A 20,912-nucleotide genomic window follows, 5' to 3' on the forward strand; every position below is an offset into this window, starting at 1 on the left:
GAAAACTTTGGTTCACCAGGAGAGTAATGATGAAAAAGATTGCATTATCGGTTCTCGTTGCCGCCACCGTCGCGATGGCCGACTGCAGCTACAGCAAGAGCGGCGACGTCAGCGTCAACTGGACGGCGTTCAAGACGCCGATGAAGAAAGGGGTGGGCGGGACCTTCCGTTCCATCGTCTACAAAGGCACCGAGAAAGGCGCGTCGCTGACGCAGCTGCTCAAAGGCGCCAAGGTGATGATCCAGACGAACAATGTCGATTCGGGCAATACCGGCCGCGACGCGAAGCTGGTGCAGTTCTTCTTCAACCAGATGGACGGACAGATGCTCGAAGCGCAGATCCTCGATATGGATGAAGAAGCCAAAGTCATCCTGGTGGAAGTCATCATGAATGGCAAGGGCCTCAACGTGCCGATGGCCTACAGCTATGAGAAGGGCGTCTTCACTGCCGGCGGGGTGATCGACCTTGGCGACTTCAAAGCCCTCGACGCGCTGACCTCGATCAACCGCGCCTGCTATGACCTGCATGCCGGCAAAACCTGGCAGGACGTTAATATCGGCTTCAGTGTGAAGGTCGAGGAGAGCTGTACGAAATGATCGCCGCCGCCGTCAAGAAAATGATCCGCTTCCTCTTCGTGGGGGCGCTCTCATTCTTTCCACTGGTGGTGGTGCTCCTCGTTGTCAATTTCCTTAAAAACATCGGGCTCAGCGCCTATTTCCGGCTCAATACCCTGACTGATTCTACCGGCGCGACGGTCTTGTTGATGCTCGGGGTGCTGTCGGCGCTGATCCTGCTGGGATGGACCATCGAACGCTATGGCCGCTCCGTTCTGCTCTCGGCGATCGACCGGATGTTCGAGAAGATCCCTGCGGTCAATACGATCTACTCCGTTTCCCGGAAGATCTCCAATATGCTCACCGGCAAGGATGATTCGGGCAAGAAAGAGGTTGTGCTCGTCGAATACCCCAAAGACGGCGTCTGGGTGCCGGCCTATGTCCTCAACCGCCATAACGGTATCTGCGTCCTCTTTGTGCCGACGTCGCCGAACCCCACCAGCGGCTACACGGTTCTGGTCAAGGATGAGCTCACCGTTCCGGTATCGCTGACATTGGAGGAGGCCTCTTCCTTTATTATCAGCATGGGGGCGGACTTTGTCAAACGCGACGAAGTGACTGATAAGATTCACGGGGCGGGCGTTACGCCTCGTTCTTGAAGCGCACGTAGGGGAGGGTGCGCAGGTTGGAGTTGTAGTAGCGCCTGTCGTCGGTGACCTCGCGGGTCACCCAGGGCGGCAGCGCGAAGGTCTCGTCCGCACTTTCCAGTTCGATCTCTGCCAGATAGAGCCCCGCGTTTTCCCCCTCGAAGATATCGACCTCCCACAGATGCCCCTCGTAGAGGATCTCGTAGCGTTTTTTTTCGATCAGCGGCGCGGGGCAGAGTTCTTGCAGCATCGCGAAGGCATCATCAACGGGGACCTCGTATTCGAATTCGCTCCGAACGATGCCCTCTCTTTTGCCTTTGAGGGTCAGGAACGCTTTCGCGTTCTTTGTACGAACCCTGACGGTCACACCTTCGGCGGGGATGTACCCTTGTGTGATGACAAAGGGTGCGGGCAGCTTGGGAAGCAGCGCGGGGTCGATGAGAAATTTGCGTTCGATTTCGATGGCCATGAAGTATTGTAGCGCAGAAAAAAGAGGATAGGGCGCCGGGGCTCCCCGGCAAGAAAGCTGTTAGTGCTTGCGATCGCCGGTGTTGTGATAGAAATACATGCTGTATCCGATCACTGCGACGCTCGGATAAAAGATGCCAAGCAGTTCGATCATTGTTCACTCCTTATTAATAAGGGGCGTATGCTAGCGAAAAAAGTAGCGCTTTTTCCATTCAAAAGAATTGAATAAAAAGAGCAGTTTTTTTCATGATTGTCGGCACCCCGCCGGGTCAGGGCGCTTTACGCTTTTGGGGGAACGTTTTGAGGCTCTCGGCGACGACCTCGTTAATGTAGACCGTCCGCTCTTCGGGGGTGTCGAAACTCTTGAGACGGTCGGTCGTGGCGGCCCGCCAGAAGATCTTGTTCCCGTCGGGGTTGAGGGCGTCAATGATGATCTGGGCCTCGTCATATTCGTACTCGCGCTGGATCGGCACCGTCATGGACGCCCCGTACCCGTAGCCGTAATAGGGGAAGAAGCCGACCATCTGGAAATCGGTCGTGACCTCTCTTCTGGTGGTCACATCGGTATGGAAGATGAGGATGAAATCCGCCTGCTCCTTGGCGACGGCTGTGTAGCCCTTGCGGGTCATACCGGCGGTAATCGCTTCGGCGATACGGCTTTGCGTGAGGGTCGTTACCCCCTCTTTACGGGGATAGACGACGGCAAAGCGTTCCAGGGGGGTGAAATCGAACTTGGGATCGTAATCGCTCTGAACCTGCAGGCTGGAGCATCCCGCAAGCAGCAACAGCAGTGCGACCGAGAATATACGGATGAACATGGCAGCTCCTTTGAGATCATGGATCACGTTGGGTTTGTCCATATTGTAGCAGGGGTCCGGTAACAGAATACGGTACACTTACACCTAATGAAACCGTTACTCTACTCTTCGATCATCCTGCTGTTTTTGGCGTTGGGCGGCTGTGCCCCGAAACCCGTTCCCCCTGTTGCCGTTGCCGTTTCGGAGCGCACCATCGACTACACCAAAGAGGTTCGTCCCATTCTTGACCGCCGCTGCGTGGTCTGTCATTCGTGTTACAACGCCCCCTGCCAGCTGAAACTCAGCGCCTTCGAAGGGCTTGAACGCGGAGCGACGAAGATGGCCGTTTACGACGCCGAAAGGCTCGGCGCCGCCCATCCGACCCGCCTCTTCGTCGATGCGGACACTGCCGATCAGTGGCACGACAGGTACGACTTCTACTCGGTGACGGCCAACGCCGCTTCGGGCCGTTTCAACGACTCTACGCTGATCAGCCTGCTGGAGGCCAAGCGGCAACTGCCCCATAGCGCCGGGGAGTACCGGCCGGAATCCGATGAACTCACCTGTCCGAAGGACCATGACGAACTTGAAGAGTACCTGGATGCATACCCGGAGCGCGGGATGCCCTACGGCTTCCCACCACTGACGAATGCAGAGATGACGACGCTGGCCCAGTGGGCGCAGCAGGGTGCCAAGGGACCGGGCAGCGCGGAGCAGCGGCGGATGAACGCTCCCGCGGAAGCCGACAGGAGTGCGCTGGAAACCTGGGAACGTTTCCTGAACATGCAGGATGCGAAACACGCCATGACGGCCCGTTACCTCTATGAGCACCTCTACCTGGCCCATATCCGTTTCGCAACCCCTGACGGCGCCTTCTATGAACTGGTACGCTCCAAAACGGCTGCGCCGTCTGCAATCAAGATCATCCCGACGCTAAGGCCCTACGACGACCCCGGCAAGGGTGCGTTTTATTACCGGTTCCGCCGGATCACATCGACGCTGGTGCACAAGACGCATATGGTGTTTACGCTCGATGCGGCCCAGCTGGCGCGCGTCGAAAAGCATTTTATCGAGGCCCCCTGGGATGAGACGCCGCACCTGATGGGCTACGGTGCGAAACAGTCGGCCAACCCCTTCACGACCTTCGCCCAGATCCCCGCCGCGGCGCGCTACGCCTTTCTGCTTGACAACAGCGAATACATCGTTCGCACCTTTATCCGCGGTCCGGTCTGCAAAGGGCAGGTGGCACTGAACGTGATCAACGATCATTTCTGGGTGATGTTCCTCGACCCCAAATATGATTTGAGCCTGCACTACCCGAACCTGCTGCGCTTCAACGAGAAACAGCTCTCCCTGCCGGACGAACAGGGGAGCGATTTCCCGGCGTACCGCTTTCTCAGCGACAAATACATCAAACGCGCTGTCGATTACTATAAAGCCCGGGCGGATTTTTATTCGCTTATCTATACGGACGGGCTGGGGTATGATGCCGTCTGGAAGGGTGTGGAGGCCGACGACGCGCCGCTGCTTACGATCTACCGCCATTTCGACAGCGCCTCGGTTCATAAAGGAGCCCTCGGGGACCTGCCCAAAACCCTCTGGGTTATCGACTATCCGCTTTTCGAGCGCATCTACTACGCCCTGGTCGCGGGATTCGACGTCTTCGGCAATGTCGGGCACCAGACCAACGTCCGCCGCTATATGGACCGGCTGCGCGTGGAGGGGGAGAGCAACTACATCGACTTTTTGCCGGCGGATGTCCGTCACAAGCTCTTCGACGCGTGGAACAAAAATCTCAACCTTCTTGTAGAGAACAAGCTCTTTTACCGTCCGGCGCGCATGCCCGCGGCCGTTGCTTTCGAGACAAACGATCCCAAACGCGAATTCGTCGAGCATATTGTCGATCACGAGCTGCTCGGGGAGACGGACATCTCCTTTGACCCGGTGAACTATTTCCGCGTGGGGGACGCGCATCCGCCGCTCCCCGAGCAGTACCGGACGCGCGGGGATTATCTCCAGGCGTTTCGTGCCGTTTCGAAACCCGGGACGGCCTTTGTCCGTACGATCGATGGCCAACAGTCGAACCTGGCGTATGTCCGTGTGCGCATGCCCGAGGGGGAGGAGGATATCCTCTTTTCGGTCGTCGTGAACCGTTGGCACGACAACGTCGCTTTCATGTTCGATGAGAAGGGACGTCTCGACCCTTCCAGGGACAGTGCGGATTTCATCTTTGATTTTATCGGTTCGTATCCGAACATGCTGCTCGAGCTGGATGCGGAGGAGGCTCCGGCTTTTTTCGATATGCTCGCACACTACAAGGATACGCCCGAGTATCGCCGCCGCTTCTTTCATTTTGGCATTACCCGGGACAACCCCCGTTTCTGGGAAGTGTATGACTGGTTCCAGAAACGCTTCGAAGCGATGCACCCCATTGACGCGGGGCTGTTCGACCTGAACCGCTACTACTACCTTTCGCGCTCCCACGGGAAAAAAGAGGGGGAAGAGTAAAGGGGCGGACGCCGGCGGGCGAAATGTGCTACAATGGTCCCAAGCCACTTGAATAAAAGGAGTCTAGGATGTCAAAATCGATGGTTGAGATCAAAACGCTAAAACTGGCGCATACGCAAAACGGCACGATCAGTATCGCGCATATCGAGGAGCCTTACGGCAAACACAGCAGCCCGGTGGTCAGCATCGCCATCGCATTGGAAGGGGCATCCAGCGACTGGAAGGTCCACCTTCCCTACGAAAACATCGATGAGGTGATCAAGGGACTCCAGGAAGCAAAAGCATCCAACGAGGGGATGCCGCATCACGACAAGCATACCGAAGACCTGAATGCCGACACCGGCGGCGGCGCCTAAGAGCGCTCCGCTCCGAAGATGCGCTGCATCAGCATATAGTCGCCTTCGGAGTGCGCATACAGTAATACCTCACACTCAAAATCGACAGCACTCCTGAAAAAATCACGATAGATTTCCAGTACACGCCGCTTGTCCAGCCCGCCGACCCCTGTGCCCATCAGCGGCAGCGCCAGCGTGACGTTCTTGCCGTGCAGCGCGGCAAAGGAAGCCAGAGCGGTCTGAATGTTATGGAGGATGGTTGTGATCTCCCCTAGCCGTGGCAGGGCTTCCGTCGCGCCCGGGTTGTAGTCCATGACGGCGGCATGCAGCACGCTGCCGAAACGCGCGCAGCCGCCGGTGGCGACAACATCCCCTTTCTGCAGCTTTCCCGTTTCCCTTAACGCGCGGGTCATTGCATTCTGCAGGGCCGGGCCGCAGGCGGCTGCGAACGCGCCCGAAACGCCCGAACCCAGTGTCAGTACCGTATTGGACGGATTGACGATGAAATCCGATGCCGGTGCGTTCAGGAGGTTTCCTGTTCTGAGGGTTACGTGATAGGCCATGAAGACATTGTAGCATCATCTGCATAGGGGAGGGGAGGGAGCCGATGCCGACAGCATCCATGTCCAGGCGCGGTACCCCTGAAGATCATCATCTTGGAAAAAATGTAGTAACTTTAACAAATTACTACAATATGCTTGACACAAAAGTAGTAATTGTGCTAGCATGGAAAAATGTGTGAAACCGTCGTTGCAGTGATGACGGTGCCAAAGAGGCCCATGCGGCCACAAAGAGGATGACTGGACGGAGGGCGACATGCCGATTCGGACACTTCAGGACAAACACTACAAAGGGATCAGCGAACTCTACCGTAAGTCTGACGGGAGGGTGACGGGTTACTACGTTACCTACCGCGACGAGGAAGGGAAGCCGGTCAAGCGAAGGGTCACGGCCGATGATAAGGACGAGGCGCTTCGCAAACTGGTCGACATCAAAGATGAAGTTGACCGACTGAAACAGGAGAAGGCGATGAGCGCGCTCCCCCTAACCTCTGAACACCCGGGCGCGAAGCATAACGCGACGGCGGCATGGGCCGTGGACGTCACGCATGAAGTCCACTCGATGCATGATTGCCAGAAGCGGATCTCCGCGTATGAGGGCAATGCCGTTGTCATGCTGATCGACATTGTCGCTTTCGACGACATCCGTATCCTCTACGGATACGAGAACGCGGAGCGGATGGTGGCGGAGCTTGAAACGCAGGTGCGCGCGACGCTTGGCCGGTTCGAAGAGGACGCCCATTTCCGTGCCCTCGGTTCCGCGCCGTTCGATTTCGACCTCTACCATCTTTATGCCGACCGGCTCTGCCTTTTTGTCAAAAACGACTTTTCGCACCGCCTGCTTGATTTCATTGCCGAAAAACTCCACGCCTGTGTATCGGAATACGCCTTTCATGTCGTAGGGGGGAACAACATCCATATCAATGTCTCAATAGGAGCAAGCAAAGCTGACGGCGCCGTCAGCCTGATGTACGCGGAAAAAGGACTGCAGGAGGCGAAGAGGCTGCACAACAGCTACATCTTCTATGACAGCGGCTCCGCCGAGCGTAACACCCATTTTTCCAATAAAACCTATGAACTGCTTCAGGAGAACATCGAGCACAAAAGGGTGACGCCCTATTTGCAGGGGATCTTCCGTAACGGTGAACTGACGAAACCGGAGAAGTTTGAAAGCCTGATGCGGCTGGTAGACCGGCAGGGACGGGTGCTTTCGCCGGCGGCTTTCTTGGAGAAGTCCAAAGAGTACCGCCTCTACACCGAGCTGATGCTCCAGATGATCGACAAGGTCTTTGACGTGCTGGCGCACTACGACATCGCGGTGACGCTGAACCTCTCTTATGTCGATATCAACAACGTGCTTTTAAGAGAGCGACTGCTTGAGAGGCTGGCGAAGGAGAAGCGCGGCAACAGGCTGACGGTTGAAATCCTCGAGAGCGACCAGATCCGTGACCTGGAGATTGTCAACGAGTTCATTTTCCGGCTGAAAAAGCGCGGTGTTTTGATCGCCATCGATGATTTCGGAAGCGGATTCTCAAACTATGACAACCTGCTGAACCTCGAAATCGATTACGTCAAGCTCGACGGTTCGCTGATCTCGAATATTCATGACCGCAAACACCGCATTATCCTCGGCAACATGGTCAATATCTGCCATGAGCTTGGGATCGAGACCGTGGCGGAGTACATCAGCGATATAGGGGTGCTGCGCATGGCGCAGAGCATCGGTGTGGACTATTTCCAGGGGTACCATCTGCACAAGCCGCAGCAGTGGGATGAGGCGCTGCAGAGCTTTGGTTACAGGGAGGCCGCCTATGCATCATGACGACAAACAGCTGTCGGAAATCACGGACAGGACGATGCGCCGGCTGATGAATGAAGCAATCGTTCTGCCTTCAAAATACCGGGAGACCTTTGAAGAGGAGCAAAAGCGCCTGGATGCGTCCCGAGAAGCAGAGGGTGGAGATGCTACGCGCCGTGAGATCGATCTTCTGCGGACCCATCTCTTTTCCGACGACATTACACCGGCGAAAAACCGTCTCTGGCTCTACAAACAGAAGCTCAATGCACGCCAGGGGTTTAACGATGAGGGCTACCTGGTCAGCCTTCGTATCCAGGATTACGGGACGATTGTCGATGAATACGACAGCATCATCGGTAACCGGGTTCTGATGCTCGTCTGCAGCTATGTGATCGAATTCCTGAAAATGCAGCAGGTGAATTTTGAAATTGCACGCTATGGCGGAGGGGATTTCCTCCTGTTTATGCATCACATCGATGAGGGTGGAGTTGATGCACTTCTGGTCAATATGCAAAACGGCGCCGCTAACCATACGTTCAAACACCGCAGCAGAATTTTCGGGCTGACTTTTGATGCCGCCTCAATCCGCTATCTCGAAAATGAACCGTTTGCTACCGTCATGGAGCAGCTCGAAGAAAAAAGGTTTGAAAAAAGGGTCAAAGAGGGTGGTACCGCTGGCCGGACTTGAACCGGCACGTCCGAAGACAACGGATTTTGAATCCGTCGTGTCTACCATTCCACCACAGCGGCTTTCGCAGAGCCGAATTGTAATGGATGCATCCTTAAAATAGGCCCGCAGCCATCCCAATGGGCGGCCAAAGCACTTTTTGTTATAATCCCTAACATTACTTGAAAAATGAGGATCGTATTTGCGGCAGGCACTTTTTATTACTGTTTTGGCCATCTTGGTATACGCGGGGATCTCGACGATCATCGCGGATGCGGCAGTTATCGGGACGATCGGGGAGATTATCGCCAAGGCGAACCGGGCGCTGTTCGGCTATGTCTCTTTCGCCTACCTTTTTGCCCTGCTGTACCCGCTGTATACCTACTACAGAGACAGTGAGATCAATGTCGAGCGCACCGAGAAGATCCTGGCGGGGATCCTCCTCTTTTTCTCCCTGCTGATCCTGCAGGCGCTGGTGACGGAGGGAACACTGCGCGGTGCCCTTGGCGCCGGGTTCGTCGACTTCCTCGAACCCTATATCGGGGCGTTCGGACTCTGGGTTTTCTGGGTGATGACGGTCACGATCGCCGCCGTGATCCTGGTTGACGCCGAGAAGTTCCCCTCCATGCCCAAACCGAAACTTCCCTTTTCGTTCAGCAAGTCGGACGAGAAGGACGATGCGGTTACGACATCCGATGCGGCCCCGCTCAAAACGCGTGCCGCCGTGACGGAACAGCCGGGACTCTTTGACGACGACCCATTCGATGCGCCCGCGTACGAGCGGATGAAGATGCCTCTGGAATCGGACGATGCGGCTATCAGACTGGTGCCGAAGGCGCAGCAGGAGAGCCCGTTCGAGGATGCGGAAGCAGAGGCAGAGGTCGTGCCGAAAGCGGTACCTGCAGCGAAAGAGGGGACCATTCTTGCAAAGGCCGAGGGGGTACGGCAGAAAAAAAGCGCGCTGATCGTTGAGGAGCTTGATGAAAACAAGAAGCTGCTCGAGCAGATCGAAAAAGGGAAGTCGGAGAAGCCCAAGAACTTCAAGCTGCCTTCCCTCGACTTTTTTCAAAAGCCGCCGAAACAGGGCAACAGCATCGACGAGCGCGAGCTCGATGACAAGATCCGCGACCTGATCGAGAAACTGGCACAGTTCAAGATCGACGGGGACGTTATCCGCACCTACGCGGGACCGGTCGTTTCGACTTTCGAATTCAAACCGGCCGCGCACATCAAGGTTTCGAAGATCATGAACCTTCAAGACGACCTTGCGATGGCCCTGCGCGCCGAGACGATCCGTATCCAGGCGCCTATCCCGGGCAAGGATGTCGTCGGTATCGAGATTCCGAACCATAGCGTCGAGACGATCTACCTGCGTGAGATCTTCGAGAGCAAACTGTTCCAGGAGGCGAAGTCCCCCCTGACAATAGCCCTGGGCAAGGACATTGTCGGCAAGCCGTTTATCACGGACCTGAAAAAACTGCCCCACCTTCTCATTGCGGGAACAACGGGTTCGGGCAAATCGGTGGGGATTAATGCGATGATCCTCAGCCTGCTTTACAAGAACTCCCCGGACCAACTGCGGCTGCTGATGATCGACCCGAAGATGCTTGAGTTCTCCATCTATAACGACATCCCGCATCTGCTCACCCCGGTGATCACGAAGGCCAAACAGGCGATCGCGGCGCTGAACAACATGGTCGGGGAGATGGAGCGTCGCTACCAGCTCATGAGCGAGTCGCGCACGAAAAACATCGAAAACTATAACGAGAAGATGAAGCGCGAAGGCGGACAGCCCTTTCCTTACATCGTCGTCATCATCGACGAACTCGCTGACCTGATGATGACCTCGGGCAAGGATGTGGAGTACTCCATCGCCCGCCTAGCGCAGATGGCACGAGCGTCGGGGATCCACCTGATCGTCGCGACCCAGCGCCCCTCCGTGGACGTCGTCACGGGACTGATCAAGGCAAACCTCCCTTCACGCATCAGCTACCGCGTCGGCCAGCGTGTCGACAGCAAGATCATTCTGGATGCCCAGGGGGCGGAGTCGCTGCTGGGTCGGGGCGATATGCTCTTTACGCCTCCGGGCGCGACGGGGCTGATCCGTCTGCATGCGCCGTGGAGTACGGAGGAGGAGATCGACCATGTCGTCCAGTTCCTCAAATCCCAGCGCGCGCCGCAGTATGATGAATCCTTCCTCGCCGAGAGCGGCAGCAGCGGCAGTACGGGTGACGAAGGGACGATTGAGGATATGGATGAACTTTACGAGGAGGCGAAGGAGATCGTCCTTGCCGACCGCAAAACCTCCATCAGCTACCTGCAGCGCAAACTCCAGATCGGCTATAACCGTGCCGCGCGTATCATCGAACAGATGGAACAGCGGGGTCTGCTGTCACCTCCCAACGCAAAAGGAAACCGCGATATCATCGGATAAAGGGAGGCCTGGCCCTGCTTGGGCCTCAACTATGTTTCAAAACTAAACACATTGGCAACAAAATCTCAAAAATAGGTTACGGTTTGTAACACTAGAAACCTTCTTGATTCTTTCCTTCGCTATAATCTCTCGAAATCTTATTTACAGGATAAAACGATGGCTTTTATGGACGAATATAAAGCGCATGTAACAGAGCGTGAAGCTCTGGGCGTACCTCCACTTCCTCTGTCTGCGGCGCAGACCGCTGACCTGATCGAAATGATCAAGGCAGGCGAAGGCGATATGGCCGAAAATATCGATCTTCTGAAAAACCGTGTTTCTCCGGGCGTTGACGACGCCGCCTATGTCAAAGCGGCGTTCCTCAATGATGTTGCACAGGAAAACGTGAGCGTTGCGGCAATCGCACCGGACGCGGCGGTCGAAATGCTCGGCATGATGCTGGGCGGCTATAACGTTAAGCCGATCATCGATGCCCTCTCATCTTCCAATGCCGCCGTTGTTGACGCGGCGATCAAGGCGCTGAGCCATACGCTGCTCGTTTATGACGCGTTCAACGATGTCGAAGAACTGCACAAAGCGGGCAATGCCGCCGCAACGAAAGTGCTTGAGTCTTGGGCGAACGCAGAGTGGTTCACGTCCAAAGCCGATCTGCCTGAAAAAATCACCGTGACCGTCTTCAAGGTTCCGGGCGAAACCAACACCGACGACCTCTCCCCGGCGTCCGAAGCCTTTACACGTTCTGATATCCCGCTGCACGCAAACTCCATGCTCACGGCGAAGATGGACGACCCGATGGGTACGATCAAAGCCCTCAAAGAGAAGGGCCACCCGGTTGCCTACGTCGGTGACGTCGTCGGTACGGGCTCTTCCCGTAAATCCGGTATCAACTCCGTGCAGTGGCACATGGGTGAGGATATCCCGGGTGTTCCGAACAAGCGCACCGGCGGTGTCGTTATCGGCGGTATTATCGCACCGATCTTCTTCGCGACTTCCGAAGACTCCGGCGCACTCCCGCTCGAGATGGACGTCACGCAGATGGAAACCGGCGACGTCGTCGATATCTATCCGTTCGAAGGTAAAGCGGAGAAGAACGGCGAAGTGATCGCTACCTTCGGCCTGCGCCCGAACACGATCACGGACGAAGTCCGCGCCGGCGGCCGTATTCCGCTGATCATCGGCCGCGGTCTGACCAAGAAAGCGCGCGAGGTCCTCGGCATGGGCGAGATCGAGCTCTTCCTGAAGCCGGAGCAGCCGGCCGATACGGGCAAAGGGTACACCCTTGCGCAGAAGATGGTCGGTAAAGCGTGCGGCCTCGAGGGCGTCCGCCCGGGCATGTACGTCGAGCCGGTTATGACCACTGTCGGGAGCCAGGATACGACGGGCCCGATGACCCGCGACGAGATCAAAGAGCTGGCGGCGCTGGGCTTCAATGCCGACTTCGTTCTGCAGTCTTTCTGTCACACAGCGGCCTATCCGAAGCCTTCCGACATCAAGATGTACCACACCCTGCCGGACTTCATCTCCAACCGTTCCGGTGTCGCACTGCGCCCGGGCGACGGTGTTATCCACTCCTGGCTCAACCGCATGTGTCTGCCGGACACGGTCGGTACCGGTGCGGACTCGCACACGCGTTTCCCGATCGGTATCTCCTTCCCTGGCGGTTCGGGTATCGTTGCGTTCGCGGGCGTTACCGGCTCCATGCCGCTGACGATGCCGGAATCCGTACTGGTCCGCTTCAAGGGCGAACTGCAGCCGGGCGTTACGCTGCGTGACCTGGTCAACGCGATCCCGTATGCTGCCATCCAGAGAGGCGAGCTGACCGTCGAGAAAAAAGGGAAGAAGAACATCTTCGCAGGACGTATCCTCGAAATCGAAGGGCTTCCGGATCTCAAAGTCGAGCAGGCGTTCGAGCTTTCCGATGCTTCTGCAGAGCGTTCTGCGGCGGCCTGTACGGTTCACCTTAACAAAGAGCCGGTCATCGAGTACATCAAATCCAACATTGTGCTGCTCCAGAGCATGATCGATGCGGGTTACCAGGATGCACGTACCCTGGCGCGCCGCAAAGAGAAGATGGAAGAGTGGCTTAAAAATCCGGAACTGATGGAAGCGGACAAAGACGCCGAGTACGCAGCGGTTTACGAGATCGACCTGGGCGAGATCACGGAACCGATCCTTGCGTGTCCGAACGATCCGGACGACGTTGCTACCCTTTCCGAGGTGCTGGCTGACGCTAACCGTCCGCACAACATCGACGAGGTCTTCGTCGGTTCGTGTATGACCAACATCGGTCACTACCGCGCCCTGGGTGAAGTCCTCAAGGGCGAAGGCCAGGTTCCGGCGCGTCTGTGGGTTGTCCCGCCGACCCGTATGGATGAGCAGCAGCTCCAGGAAGAGGGCTACTACGCGATGTACGGTGCCGCCGGCGCGCGTACGGAGATCCCGGGCTGTTCCCTCTGTATGGGGAACCAGGCTCGTGTCGCTGACAACGCGGTCGTCTTCTCGACGTCCACGCGTAACTTCGACAACCGTATGGGTAAAGGTGCGCAGGTCTATCTCGGCTCTGCCGAACTGGCAGCCGTCTGTGCGATGCTCGGACGCCTCCCGACAAAAGAGGAGTACCTCGAGATCGTGCCGAAGAAGATCGCCGGCAAAGAAGCCGACATCTACAAGTACCTCAACTTCAACCTGCTCGAAGAGTTCGCGCTCTAAGCAGGCTTCCCCTCTGCGGGGAACCGCTCTTTTTTTTCTCCGAACTTTCTTTTTTCATCCCTTTACATTACAAGCAGCCGGGCCGTTGCCGTCTACCGTATCGATGTCGCACGCCGTTTGCGCCGTGCAATCAAAGAGGGGTTATTTTTCTTTGGCGGGCCACTGTTCCCAGGGTTCGACGTCATAGTCCATTTCCAGGATCCAAGGATGGTAAGCCGTCGGATGCTTTGCATGACGTTCGAGCACGCTGGCGTGGACGAGGGGTTTGCCGCGGGTCGCCGCGTCCCAATGGCGCTGCTCGCGGCGGTAGAGACGGGTCAGCCATGTCCCGCGCGAATCGTGCATCTTCCCCTGGGCATCTTCATGGGGATCGACCGTGTGTTTCGGATAGATCAGAAGCCCGTGGTTGATCGCCTGCCGGGTGAGCCAGACCAGGGGGATGTCGGAGAGGTCCTGCTCCGCATAACCGCCGCCGACATCGGTATGCATCCCGCTGAACCAGACCTGTTTGACGGTCTGCCACTCTTTGACCTGCTTCTCCCACAGCACCGGGTGGAAGGTTTTGCGTTCGTCGTCGATGGCCAGGGCTTGGTAGGCGTGCGTGATGGTTTCGCTGAGCTTGAAATTGTGGAAACGGTGGCGGAACCCGGGGATGCCGTCAAGCAGGACACTGAGGCTCTTAATGGGGAGACCGAGTGCGGCGACGGTGTCGTAGCAGCCGATAAACTCCACCTTGGTCCACATATTGTGATGGTCTTTCAAAAACGCGGCGGCTTTCTCCTTGCGTTTGCCCTCATCCTCGATCATGTAGATATCATAGGCTGTGGCGATCAGTTCGGGACGGGATTTCGGCAGGATGCCGAAGTAGTGCAGGAACCCCGAGAGGCTGCGCACCGTCGCCGCGCCGCGGCTGAACCCGAACAGGAAGATCTTGTCCCCGGCTTCATAATGCTCAAAGAGAAAACGGTAACACTGCTGAATATTGCGGGAAATGCCGAAACCGCCGACGTTCCCGGTCAGCCGGTGGATACCCGTGCCAAGCCCCGGGTCGTAAAAGGCGATCTGCCGCGGGGTGCGGTCCTCGATCATGTTGAAGAGTTTATAGATATTGGTGTTGTTGCCTTTGCCGCCCTCCTGGCCGGTCCCGTCGGAGAAGATTACGATATTTTTTGCCATGTCATCCCTTTTTGATTTGATCCCGCACAAAGTATTTGGCGACCAATGCTCCCGCCGTCATCGGTTTGTCAAAATAGTAGCCCTGGAAAATATCGCATTTCATTCTCTTGAGCAGCTGTACCTGGCCTTCCTTTTCGACGCCTTCGATCACGACTTTCATCCCCAGGGCGTGCCCGAGTTCGGTCATGGTCTTGACGATCACGGCTGTTTTGGCGTTGAATTCGATTTCGTCGATAAAACTCTTGTCGATTTTAATGGTATCGACCTGGAAGGATTGGAGGTAGGTAAAGGTGGAGTAGCCCGTCCCGAAGTCGTCGATGGCGATCTTGATGCCCGCATCGCACAGCGCCTTGATGGTTTCGATGTTGTCGGTAGAGCTCTCGACGATGATCCGCTCTGTCAATTCGAGTTCGAGGAGGTCGGGATTGAGATTGTACTCGGAGAAAAGGTCGAGAAGATCCCGGATGAAGTAGGTGTCGTTGATATCGACTGCCGTGACGTTGACGGCGGCAAAGATGCCGTCCCATCCTATATGCTGCCACTGTTTGAGCGCCTTGCAGGACTCCTCAAGCACCCAGTGCGTAATCCGCAGAATCAGCCCGTTCTGTTCGGCAATGCCGATGAAGGTATCGGGGGTGAGAATCCCCCGTTTGGGGTGACGCCACCGCAGCAGGACTTCGACGCCGGCGAGACTGTTGTCTGTGGCACTGATCTTCGGCTGAAAGAGCAGGAAAAACTCGTTGTTATCCAGGGCCTCGAACAGATCGTTGTGGAGCTTCAGACGTTCGATGGCCATGTTGTCCAAGACGGGGTTGAAGAAATAGAATCGGTTCTTGCCGAGCTCCTTTGCCTTGTGCAGCGCCGTATCGCTGTTTTTCATCAGGGTGTCGTAGTCATCCCCGTCATTGGGATAGAGCGCTATTCCCACACTGGCCGTAATGTGGATGATGTGGTTGTCGAGGTTAAAGGGTTTGCGGATCTGGACAAGAAGCTGGTCGACGATGTGTGTCAGGCTCTCCGTCGACTGGATCCGTTCGAGGATGATGAGGAACTCGTCCTGCCCCATGCGCAAAATGGTGTCAAAACGCCGGAGATGGGCTTTGAGACGGGCACTGAGCTGCATCAGCAGCTGGTCGCCGACCTTGTGCGTCATCGAGTCGTTGATGTTTTTGAAGTCATCGATGTCGATGGAGAGGACGGCAAAGGGGAGTTTGTCCTTTTTCGCATAGCTCATGGAGGATGCGAAAATGCGTTGCAGGGAGTGGCGGTTCCCGATGCCCGTCAGCTGGTCGATGTAGAGCAGCGACTGCAGCTGGTCGCCCAGGGCGTAGGAGAGGACGATGATTTTGAGCAGTACCCCGAACTGCTGGGAGTGCAGGATAAACCAGGTCGACGGCAGCAGCCCGAACTTATGCAGTGCCAGCAGTGTGGAACCGGCGAAAAAGAGACTCCAGGCGCCGAGGTAGAAACGGGCCCGTCTTTTGTTGTGCTTCTGGATGGCAAAACCGGCGGAGAGCAGTATGACGGGCGTAATGGCCGCCAGGAGGGTTGTCAGTTTGACCGTCAGGTAGTAGATGTCGAAAAAACTCATGATCATGGGGACGAGGTTGATTATGATGATGACGTTCAGGACGGAGTGCAGTTTCGGCGTATAGAGCTCCGTTTCCAAAAAGCGTTGGCCGAAAAGGATGGCCGACAGGATCGTAAGGTCGACAAAGAAGGGGACGCCTTCGTTGTACAGCCAGGGGTGATCGGGGAAAAGCAGCATAGGCGTGAAGCCGTCGAAAGAGAGCTGCATCATCGTATAGAAGACGATGAAGCCGACATAATAGAGGTAGATGGCTCTGCGGAAGATCAGGAAGAAGATGAAGTTGTACAGCGACAAAATAATGAGGATACCGTAAAAGATGCCGTAAAAGAGGAAACGTCTCTGATCGGCATCCTGCAGGGCGTCCGGGTCGTTAATGGTGATGGGGAGATCGATCGCCGATTGGGAATGGATCTTCCAGACCAGTGTCGTGGTTTTCTCCGGAAGGAGTGTGATCGGGAAACGGAACGTCAGGCTCGACAAGGGGCGTGATGCGAAGGGGCGTTTGTCCCCGCTGGAAAAATGGGCGATGACTTTTTTGTTTTCGATCACGTAGAGATCGACATAATCGAGCAGGGGGTTTTCGAGGTCGACGATCCATGCATTCTCGGTGTGGGAGGTGTTCTTCAGTGTCGAACGGAGCCAGATGGTGTCGTCGACATAACCGAAGGGGAGCTGATGCTTATCAACGGTGTTGCATATCGCCGGGCTGCCGCCCTCCAGGAACATGTCGACATTCAGCATATTCAGATGGTCCATGCAGAGCAGAACAGAGTCGGAGAGATCATACTGTTTGCCGCTGGAAGTGACATTGATGACAGGTTCGGCGGAGAGGGGATTCAAAGTGAGAAAAATCAGAATAAAAATATGAAAAACCGTTTGCATGGGTTCATTATACTCCATAGGCATCTAATTTGTATTAATAACGTGATAAATGATTTTGCGCTTGTTAGTTGAACTGGTACAATTAGTTTTTTGAAAAGGATGAATATGGAACAATTGCCCAAATGCCCCCAGTGCGGAAGCGAATACACTTATGAGGATGGTGAGCTTTACGTCTGTCCGGAGTGCGCCCACGAGTGGTCAAAAGATGCCGCGGACGCCGGTGCTGAGGATGCGTTTGTCGTGCGTGACGCCAATGGGAACATTCTGCAAGACGGCGATACCGTGACCGTCATCAAGGACCTGAAGGTCAAGGGTGCATCGTCCGATATCAAGGTCGGTACCAAGGTCAAAAATATCAAACTGAACCCTAACAGCGACCACAACATCGACTGTAAGATCCCCGGTGTCGGCGCGATGGGACTCAAGTCCGAATTCGTTAAAAAAGTCTGACTCCTCTTCTGACGGTCGGCGGCAGCACGCCGACCGATTGCTGCGTTTAATTTCCCCGTTTAACGTTCTTCAGCCGGACGGAACCGTGCCGTTCTGATCCATTGGCCACCGGTGTATGCCGTGGTGAGCGGCGATCCGTAGTTGTACCAGATGTACCGGTCGTTGAACATCCCCTTGGGATGGTAGTTCGGCAGGGCGGACGCCAGGGGAAAACTGCTTTTCACCCGCTTGGCCGTTGCTTCGAGGAGGTAGGTGTTTCCCGCTTCGAATACGACGACCCAGGCATGCCCCTCGTTTTTATACGTTCCGAAGACGACCCGTGCATCGTAGCCGATTCCCTCCAGCCAGTCGGCGAGCAATATGGCGTGATCTTCGCAGTCGCCGCGCCCGCTTAAGTAAGCTTCCTCGGAACTGAGCCAGATTTCGGCATACCCTTTGAACTGCTGTTCGTCACGCACATAGTGCATATGCCTTGATATATGATGCATGGCACTCCATTTCGAATCGACGCTGAAGGGGATGAAGTGCTTGAAAAAACCGTTGGCATAGTAGGCTTTGAGATCGCGCCCATAGGCGAAATAGGCGACGGGTTTCTTATTGAGACGCTGGGAGCCGGACCCCTGGCCCCGCGATTTGTTGGCGGGCCGGTCCAGCCATGCCGGGATCCTGGCGCTCCGTTTCTCCGGCACGGAGAGCAGCTGCATCTCGCCCGCTCTCGGCCCCGGACGGTGACGGGGAAGGGAAGCGTCGGGCAGCGTGACGCTCTGCGGAGGCGGGAGCGGCAGGGCGGCTTCGTCGTGCCGCTGTTTGAGCGCTGTGATGAAGAAGAGGGGGACGTAGAGCAGGATAAGGACCCGCAGCAGGGTAAAGAAGGTTCGTAGGAACTTTGCGATCATGTCATCGAGGAGGCGACGATGATGGCGATGAAAATCAGGATGGTCGACGCGAAGATCGCGGCGGCGACATTGCCTTTTTTGATCTCCTCCTCCAGGGCGATGGATTTCAGCAGTTTGCTGTCAATGTACTTCAGGGCAATGACGGCGATAACGAGCACGGCCACCGTATAGACAAGATTGACGGAAAGATTGATGAGAGTGGAGATAAAAAAGTCGCTTTCGGGCACAGGCGCTTCCTTCGTTAAGCTGGTGCACGTAGTGTAGCGCACCTTTTCTTTTACGGGCACGAAGGGTGTAGAGGGGAACGCCTGCTGGGTAAACGGGCGTACACGTTCTTGCCGCGGATACCTTGGTACCCGCAGTATGTTATTTGAACTCTTTGATGAGGACGCTGTCCGCAACCCAGCAGCCAGGGTTGTACTGAGCGCCGGTCACGGTGCCGTTTATGCCGATCGCCCACAGGCTTACGGTATGCGTACCGGCGTTGAGCCCTGGGAAGAGCCCTTCCATTGTGACGGCAACACCGTCGATACCGGCCTCCGATGCTTTCACGATCCCTCTGATGCGTCCCAAGGTTGTTGCCGTGTCGTCAACCCTCAGTTCGAAAATGACACCACTTCCCAGGATAGTTGCCGCCTTGAGGCGGCCGCTGAAGACGATATTGAGGACTGAATCATCTTGGGCTTTTGCGTATGTTCCAAACTGTCCGATTTTGGTGTAGGTGGCGCCGACATCGACCAGTGATGAACAGCTTGGCGAGAATGCCGCCCATTTGACGAGCCCCGTTTCGGCGATCGCAGTGGTGTTGGTCTGTATCGCTGTTGCATTGGCGGTGATGCGCGTGTCGTTGTCGTTGATCTGGGTTGTATGCTCCGTAAAGTTGTCGTTCACTTCGGAGGCGTAAGCGGTCGTACCGGGGGTGAACGTTGTCATCCCGCTGACCTGCCCGGCGTAAAGACTCCCTGATACCATCAATGCCGAAATACCTAGAAGGCGCAATCCAAATTGTCTGATTTTCATGATGAATCCTTTTGAGTTTGTGTTCTGCCGCAACGGCCGTTATCCCCAGTTGTCCTGATCCCAGGTCATACTGTCCCAGTCACTGGAACCGGATGATGAACCGCCTCCGCCTCCGCCGCATCCGTAAATCGCGATTGCTGTGATCGCGAGGATTGCCAGGAACCAACGTTTCATGTCATCTCCTTTTCGCTCGTATCCCCAAATGTTTATGCGTATACGAGAGCAGATATTTACATCATAACTCCACAATACTTAAAAGAACAGATTAAAGCAAATATCTCAAAATAGGTATGAAGGGCATGAAAAGGCGCAGCACGCGTAAAAGGACTGATTTTTTTCATGACAATTTTTGGTCTTCTCGATGCGCTTATTCGTCGCCATCAGCTATAAAATGTGATGTTATTTTGATAATTTGTGGAGAGAATAAGACTCTTTGATTTAGAATGAATGATTGCGATGATGAAGGGAAAAAATGCAACTGCTGATCGTACTGCTGGGCGCGCTGCTTGGCTTTATCTATGGATTCAACACCGATGGCTTTATCTTCAGCTCGAATATCTGTCTTTTCGCGGGTCTGACGATGATTATGCCTTCGCTTTTCAAAGTGAAGCTCATGGACGTCAAACTGCTCTGGCATCACCGTCTTGTCGTCATCAAAAGCCTTTTTCTCAACTTTGTACTGCTGCCGACCTTCGCCGTTATTATCGGCCTGCTGAGCCGCGACTACGGCATCGCCGCCGGGTTATTTCTTCTGTCGGTACTCAGCGGCGGCGGGATGGTGATGTACTGGATCAAAAAGTCCGGCGGCGATACGTCGCTGGGCTTTCTCATCCTCTTTATCAACCTGCTGCTGATCTCGCTGTCGTTTTTAATGCTGCACCTCTTCGGCGTCTACACCGAGAGCTATTTCGATACCCTCTACACGGACGACAATAACAACATGGAGAGCTATGCGCGGCTGGTCATCGAACTGCTCATCGTCATCCCGTTTATCGCAAGCCGTTTCGTGGTGCTTTTCAAACCGCTGGAGAAGTTCATTGAGACCTACCGCCCCTACATCAGCAACATCAGCATGTTCATCATTCTCTTCTATCTTTTCGGCCTCCAGAGCACGCAGAACCTCGTCGATCTTTATGATTTCGAACCCGAACTGATCGTCATCGCGCTGGCCGCCGTGCTTGCCTTCTATGTCCTGGACCTAGCGAGTGCCTGGTTCATCTTCAAGATGGACTCTCCACAGGAGCGCGCCGCTTTCTGGCACAGCGTAACGCGCTATATCACGCTGGCGCTGGTCCTCTCCACCTTCTCCATGAAAGCGTTCGGTGTTTCGATGCTGCTGCCGATCATGATCGCCTATATGATCCAGATCCCCTTTGCGATCCTTACCGACCGGAAGCTGGTCGAGAAAGAGACGGCCTAA

Annotated in this window: 19 protein-coding genes and 1 tRNA gene; 10 read left to right on the forward strand and 10 right to left on the reverse strand. The window is 55.6% G+C overall.

The window, feature by feature from the left end:
• Positions 1 to 26 precede the first annotated feature (26 nt).
• Entirely contained in the window at positions 27 to 596 is a 570-nt protein-coding gene (locus WCX72_RS05120) for a YceI family protein (RefSeq protein ID WP_345971256.1), read from the forward strand.
• Positions 593 to 1,213 (forward strand): DUF502 domain-containing protein, encoded by a 621-nt coding sequence (locus WCX72_RS05125; RefSeq protein ID WP_231021006.1) that lies wholly within the window; start codon positions 593 to 595, stop codon positions 1,211 to 1,213. The genes WCX72_RS05120 and WCX72_RS05125 overlap by 4 nt, the downstream gene beginning before the upstream one ends.
• Here WCX72_RS05125 and WCX72_RS05130 read toward each other — a convergent pair.
• Together WCX72_RS05130 and WCX72_RS05135 are read right to left on the reverse strand one after the other, a co-directional pair.
• Complete coding sequence (locus WCX72_RS05130; protein ID WP_345971258.1) at positions 1,197 to 1,670, reverse strand: CYTH domain-containing protein; 474 nt, start codon at positions 1,668 to 1,670, stop codon at positions 1,197 to 1,199. The genes WCX72_RS05125 and WCX72_RS05130 overlap by 17 nt on opposite strands.
• A 268-nt stretch (positions 1,671 to 1,938) precedes the next feature.
• Positions 1,939 to 2,487 carry a DUF4136 domain-containing protein gene (locus WCX72_RS05135; RefSeq protein ID WP_345971259.1) on the reverse strand — a complete coding sequence of 183 codons (549 nt, stop codon included), beginning with the start codon at positions 2,485 to 2,487 and terminating at the stop codon, positions 1,939 to 1,941.
• A gap of 87 nt (positions 2,488 to 2,574) precedes the next feature.
• Here WCX72_RS05135 and WCX72_RS05140 point away from each other — a divergent pair, with 87 nt between their 5' ends.
• Both WCX72_RS05140 and WCX72_RS05145 read left to right on the forward strand, forming a co-directional pair.
• Positions 2,575 to 4,974, forward strand: coding sequence for a fatty acid cis/trans isomerase (locus WCX72_RS05140; RefSeq protein ID WP_345971261.1), 2,400 nt, complete (start codon positions 2,575 to 2,577; stop codon positions 4,972 to 4,974).
• A gap of 68 nt (positions 4,975 to 5,042) precedes the next feature.
• The gene (locus WCX72_RS05145) at positions 5,043 to 5,330 is read left to right on the forward strand and encodes a hypothetical protein (RefSeq protein WP_231021010.1); all 288 of its coding nucleotides are present in this window, start codon (positions 5,043 to 5,045) and stop codon (positions 5,328 to 5,330) included.
• Here the strand turns inward: WCX72_RS05145 and WCX72_RS05150 are convergent.
• Positions 5,327 to 5,872, reverse strand: coding sequence for a macro domain-containing protein (locus WCX72_RS05150; protein ID WP_345971264.1), 546 nt, complete (start codon positions 5,870 to 5,872; stop codon positions 5,327 to 5,329). The two genes, WCX72_RS05145 and WCX72_RS05150, sit on opposite strands and share 4 nt — an antisense overlap.
• 253 nt (positions 5,873 to 6,125) lie before the next feature.
• Between WCX72_RS05150 and WCX72_RS05155 the strand changes: the two genes are divergently transcribed.
• Positions 6,126 to 7,691 carry an EAL domain-containing protein gene (locus tag WCX72_RS05155; protein WP_345971266.1) on the forward strand — a complete coding sequence of 522 codons (1,566 nt, stop codon included), beginning with the start codon at positions 6,126 to 6,128 and terminating at the stop codon, positions 7,689 to 7,691.
• Positions 7,681 to 8,355 carry a hypothetical protein gene (locus tag WCX72_RS05160; RefSeq protein ID WP_345971268.1) on the forward strand — a complete coding sequence of 225 codons (675 nt, stop codon included), beginning with the start codon at positions 7,681 to 7,683 and terminating at the stop codon, positions 8,353 to 8,355. Before WCX72_RS05155 ends, WCX72_RS05160 begins: the two co-directional genes overlap by 11 nt.
• Here WCX72_RS05160 and WCX72_RS05165 read toward each other — a convergent pair.
• Positions 8,334 to 8,417: transfer RNA gene (locus tag WCX72_RS05165), tRNA-Leu, on the reverse strand. The genes WCX72_RS05160 and WCX72_RS05165 overlap by 22 nt on opposite strands.
• 119 nt (positions 8,418 to 8,536) lie before the next feature.
• Here WCX72_RS05165 and WCX72_RS05170 point away from each other — a divergent pair.
• Both WCX72_RS05170 and acnB read left to right on the forward strand, forming a co-directional pair.
• On the forward strand, positions 8,537 to 10,768 hold the full coding sequence (locus WCX72_RS05170; protein WP_345971270.1) for a DNA translocase FtsK: 2,232 nt from the start codon (positions 8,537 to 8,539) through the stop codon (positions 10,766 to 10,768).
• Positions 10,769 to 10,924: 156 nt separating this feature from the next.
• Positions 10,925 to 13,477 carry a bifunctional aconitate hydratase 2/2-methylisocitrate dehydratase gene (acnB, locus tag WCX72_RS05175; RefSeq protein WP_345971272.1) on the forward strand — a complete coding sequence of 851 codons (2,553 nt, stop codon included), beginning with the start codon at positions 10,925 to 10,927 and terminating at the stop codon, positions 13,475 to 13,477.
• 141 nt (positions 13,478 to 13,618) lie between these two features.
• Here acnB and WCX72_RS05180 read toward each other — a convergent pair whose 3' ends face one another.
• Positions 13,619 to 14,653, reverse strand: coding sequence for a DUF2235 domain-containing protein (locus WCX72_RS05180; protein WP_345971273.1), 1,035 nt, complete (start codon positions 14,651 to 14,653; stop codon positions 13,619 to 13,621).
• Position 14,654: 1 nt separating this feature from the next.
• Positions 14,655 to 17,126, reverse strand: coding sequence for an EAL domain-containing protein (locus WCX72_RS05185; protein ID WP_345971274.1), 2,472 nt, complete (start codon positions 17,124 to 17,126; stop codon positions 14,655 to 14,657).
• Positions 17,127 to 17,231: 105 nt separating this feature from the next.
• Here WCX72_RS05185 and WCX72_RS05190 point away from each other — a divergent pair, with 105 nt between their 5' ends.
• Entirely contained in the window at positions 17,232 to 17,576 is a 345-nt protein-coding gene (locus WCX72_RS05190) for a zinc ribbon domain-containing protein YjdM (protein WP_231021018.1), read from the forward strand.
• A gap of 59 nt (positions 17,577 to 17,635) precedes the next feature.
• On the opposite strand, the gene WCX72_RS05195 is transcribed toward WCX72_RS05190, so the two are convergent.
• From WCX72_RS05195 to WCX72_RS05210, 4 genes are all read right to left on the reverse strand, one after another.
• Positions 17,636 to 18,472 carry a transglutaminase-like domain-containing protein gene (locus tag WCX72_RS05195; protein WP_345971275.1) on the reverse strand — a complete coding sequence of 279 codons (837 nt, stop codon included), beginning with the start codon at positions 18,470 to 18,472 and terminating at the stop codon, positions 17,636 to 17,638.
• Entirely contained in the window at positions 18,469 to 18,699 is a 231-nt protein-coding gene (locus WCX72_RS05200) for a DUF350 domain-containing protein (protein WP_231021020.1), read from the reverse strand. Before WCX72_RS05200 ends, WCX72_RS05195 begins: the two co-directional genes overlap by 4 nt.
• Before the next feature lie 139 nt (positions 18,700 to 18,838).
• Complete coding sequence (locus WCX72_RS05205; protein ID WP_345971276.1) at positions 18,839 to 19,492, reverse strand: hypothetical protein; 654 nt, start codon at positions 19,490 to 19,492, stop codon at positions 18,839 to 18,841.
• Between the two features lie 39 nt (positions 19,493 to 19,531).
• The gene (locus WCX72_RS05210; protein ID WP_255707538.1) at positions 19,532 to 19,666 is read right to left on the reverse strand and encodes a hypothetical protein; all 135 of its coding nucleotides are present in this window, start codon (positions 19,664 to 19,666) and stop codon (positions 19,532 to 19,534) included.
• Between the two features lie 298 nt (positions 19,667 to 19,964).
• On the opposite strand from WCX72_RS05210, the gene WCX72_RS05215 reads away from it, so the two are divergent.
• A complete protein-coding gene (locus WCX72_RS05215) occupies positions 19,965 to 20,912 on the forward strand; it encodes a hypothetical protein (RefSeq protein WP_345971277.1) in 948 nt (315 codons plus the stop codon).

Source organism: Thiomicrolovo immobilis (genome assembly GCF_039645955.1).
GTDB classification, from domain to species: Bacteria; Campylobacterota; Campylobacteria; order Campylobacterales; family Sulfurimonadaceae; genus Thiomicrolovo; species Thiomicrolovo diazotrophicus.

Excerpts from the sequence above, each read along its gene's own strand:
- WCX72_RS05120 (WP_345971256.1), top strand. The coding sequence starts at position 27 with ATGATGAAAAAGATTGCATTATCGGTTCTCGTTGCCGCCACCGTCGCG.
- WCX72_RS05125 (WP_231021006.1), top strand. The coding sequence starts at position 593 with ATGATCGCCGCCGCCGTCAAGAAAATGATCCGCTTCCTCTTCGTGGGG.
- WCX72_RS05130 (WP_345971258.1), bottom strand. The coding sequence starts at position 1,670 with ATGGCCATCGAAATCGAACGCAAATTTCTCATCGACCCCGCGCTGCTT.
- WCX72_RS05135 (WP_345971259.1), bottom strand. The coding sequence starts at position 2,487 with ATGTTCATCCGTATATTCTCGGTCGCACTGCTGTTGCTGCTTGCGGGA.
- WCX72_RS05140 (WP_345971261.1), top strand. The coding sequence starts at position 2,575 with ATGAAACCGTTACTCTACTCTTCGATCATCCTGCTGTTTTTGGCGTTG.
- WCX72_RS05145 (WP_231021010.1), top strand. The coding sequence starts at position 5,043 with ATGTCAAAATCGATGGTTGAGATCAAAACGCTAAAACTGGCGCATACG.
- WCX72_RS05150 (WP_345971264.1), bottom strand. The coding sequence starts at position 5,872 with ATGGCCTATCACGTAACCCTCAGAACAGGAAACCTCCTGAACGCACCG.
- WCX72_RS05155 (WP_345971266.1), top strand. The coding sequence starts at position 6,126 with ATGCCGATTCGGACACTTCAGGACAAACACTACAAAGGGATCAGCGAA.
- WCX72_RS05160 (WP_345971268.1), top strand. The coding sequence starts at position 7,681 with ATGCATCATGACGACAAACAGCTGTCGGAAATCACGGACAGGACGATG.
- acnB (WP_345971272.1), top strand. The coding sequence starts at position 10,925 with ATGGCTTTTATGGACGAATATAAAGCGCATGTAACAGAGCGTGAAGCT.
- WCX72_RS05180 (WP_345971273.1), bottom strand. The coding sequence starts at position 14,653 with ATGGCAAAAAATATCGTAATCTTCTCCGACGGGACCGGCCAGGAGGGC.
- WCX72_RS05185 (WP_345971274.1), bottom strand. The coding sequence starts at position 17,126 with ATGCAAACGGTTTTTCATATTTTTATTCTGATTTTTCTCACTTTGAAT.
- WCX72_RS05190 (WP_231021018.1), top strand. The coding sequence starts at position 17,232 with ATGGAACAATTGCCCAAATGCCCCCAGTGCGGAAGCGAATACACTTAT.
- WCX72_RS05195 (WP_345971275.1), bottom strand. The coding sequence starts at position 18,472 with ATGATCGCAAAGTTCCTACGAACCTTCTTTACCCTGCTGCGGGTCCTT.
- WCX72_RS05205 (WP_345971276.1), bottom strand. The coding sequence starts at position 19,492 with ATGAAAATCAGACAATTTGGATTGCGCCTTCTAGGTATTTCGGCATTG.
- WCX72_RS05210 (WP_255707538.1), bottom strand. The coding sequence starts at position 19,666 with ATGAAACGTTGGTTCCTGGCAATCCTCGCGATCACAGCAATCGCGATT.
- WCX72_RS05215 (WP_345971277.1), top strand. The coding sequence starts at position 19,965 with ATGCAACTGCTGATCGTACTGCTGGGCGCGCTGCTTGGCTTTATCTAT.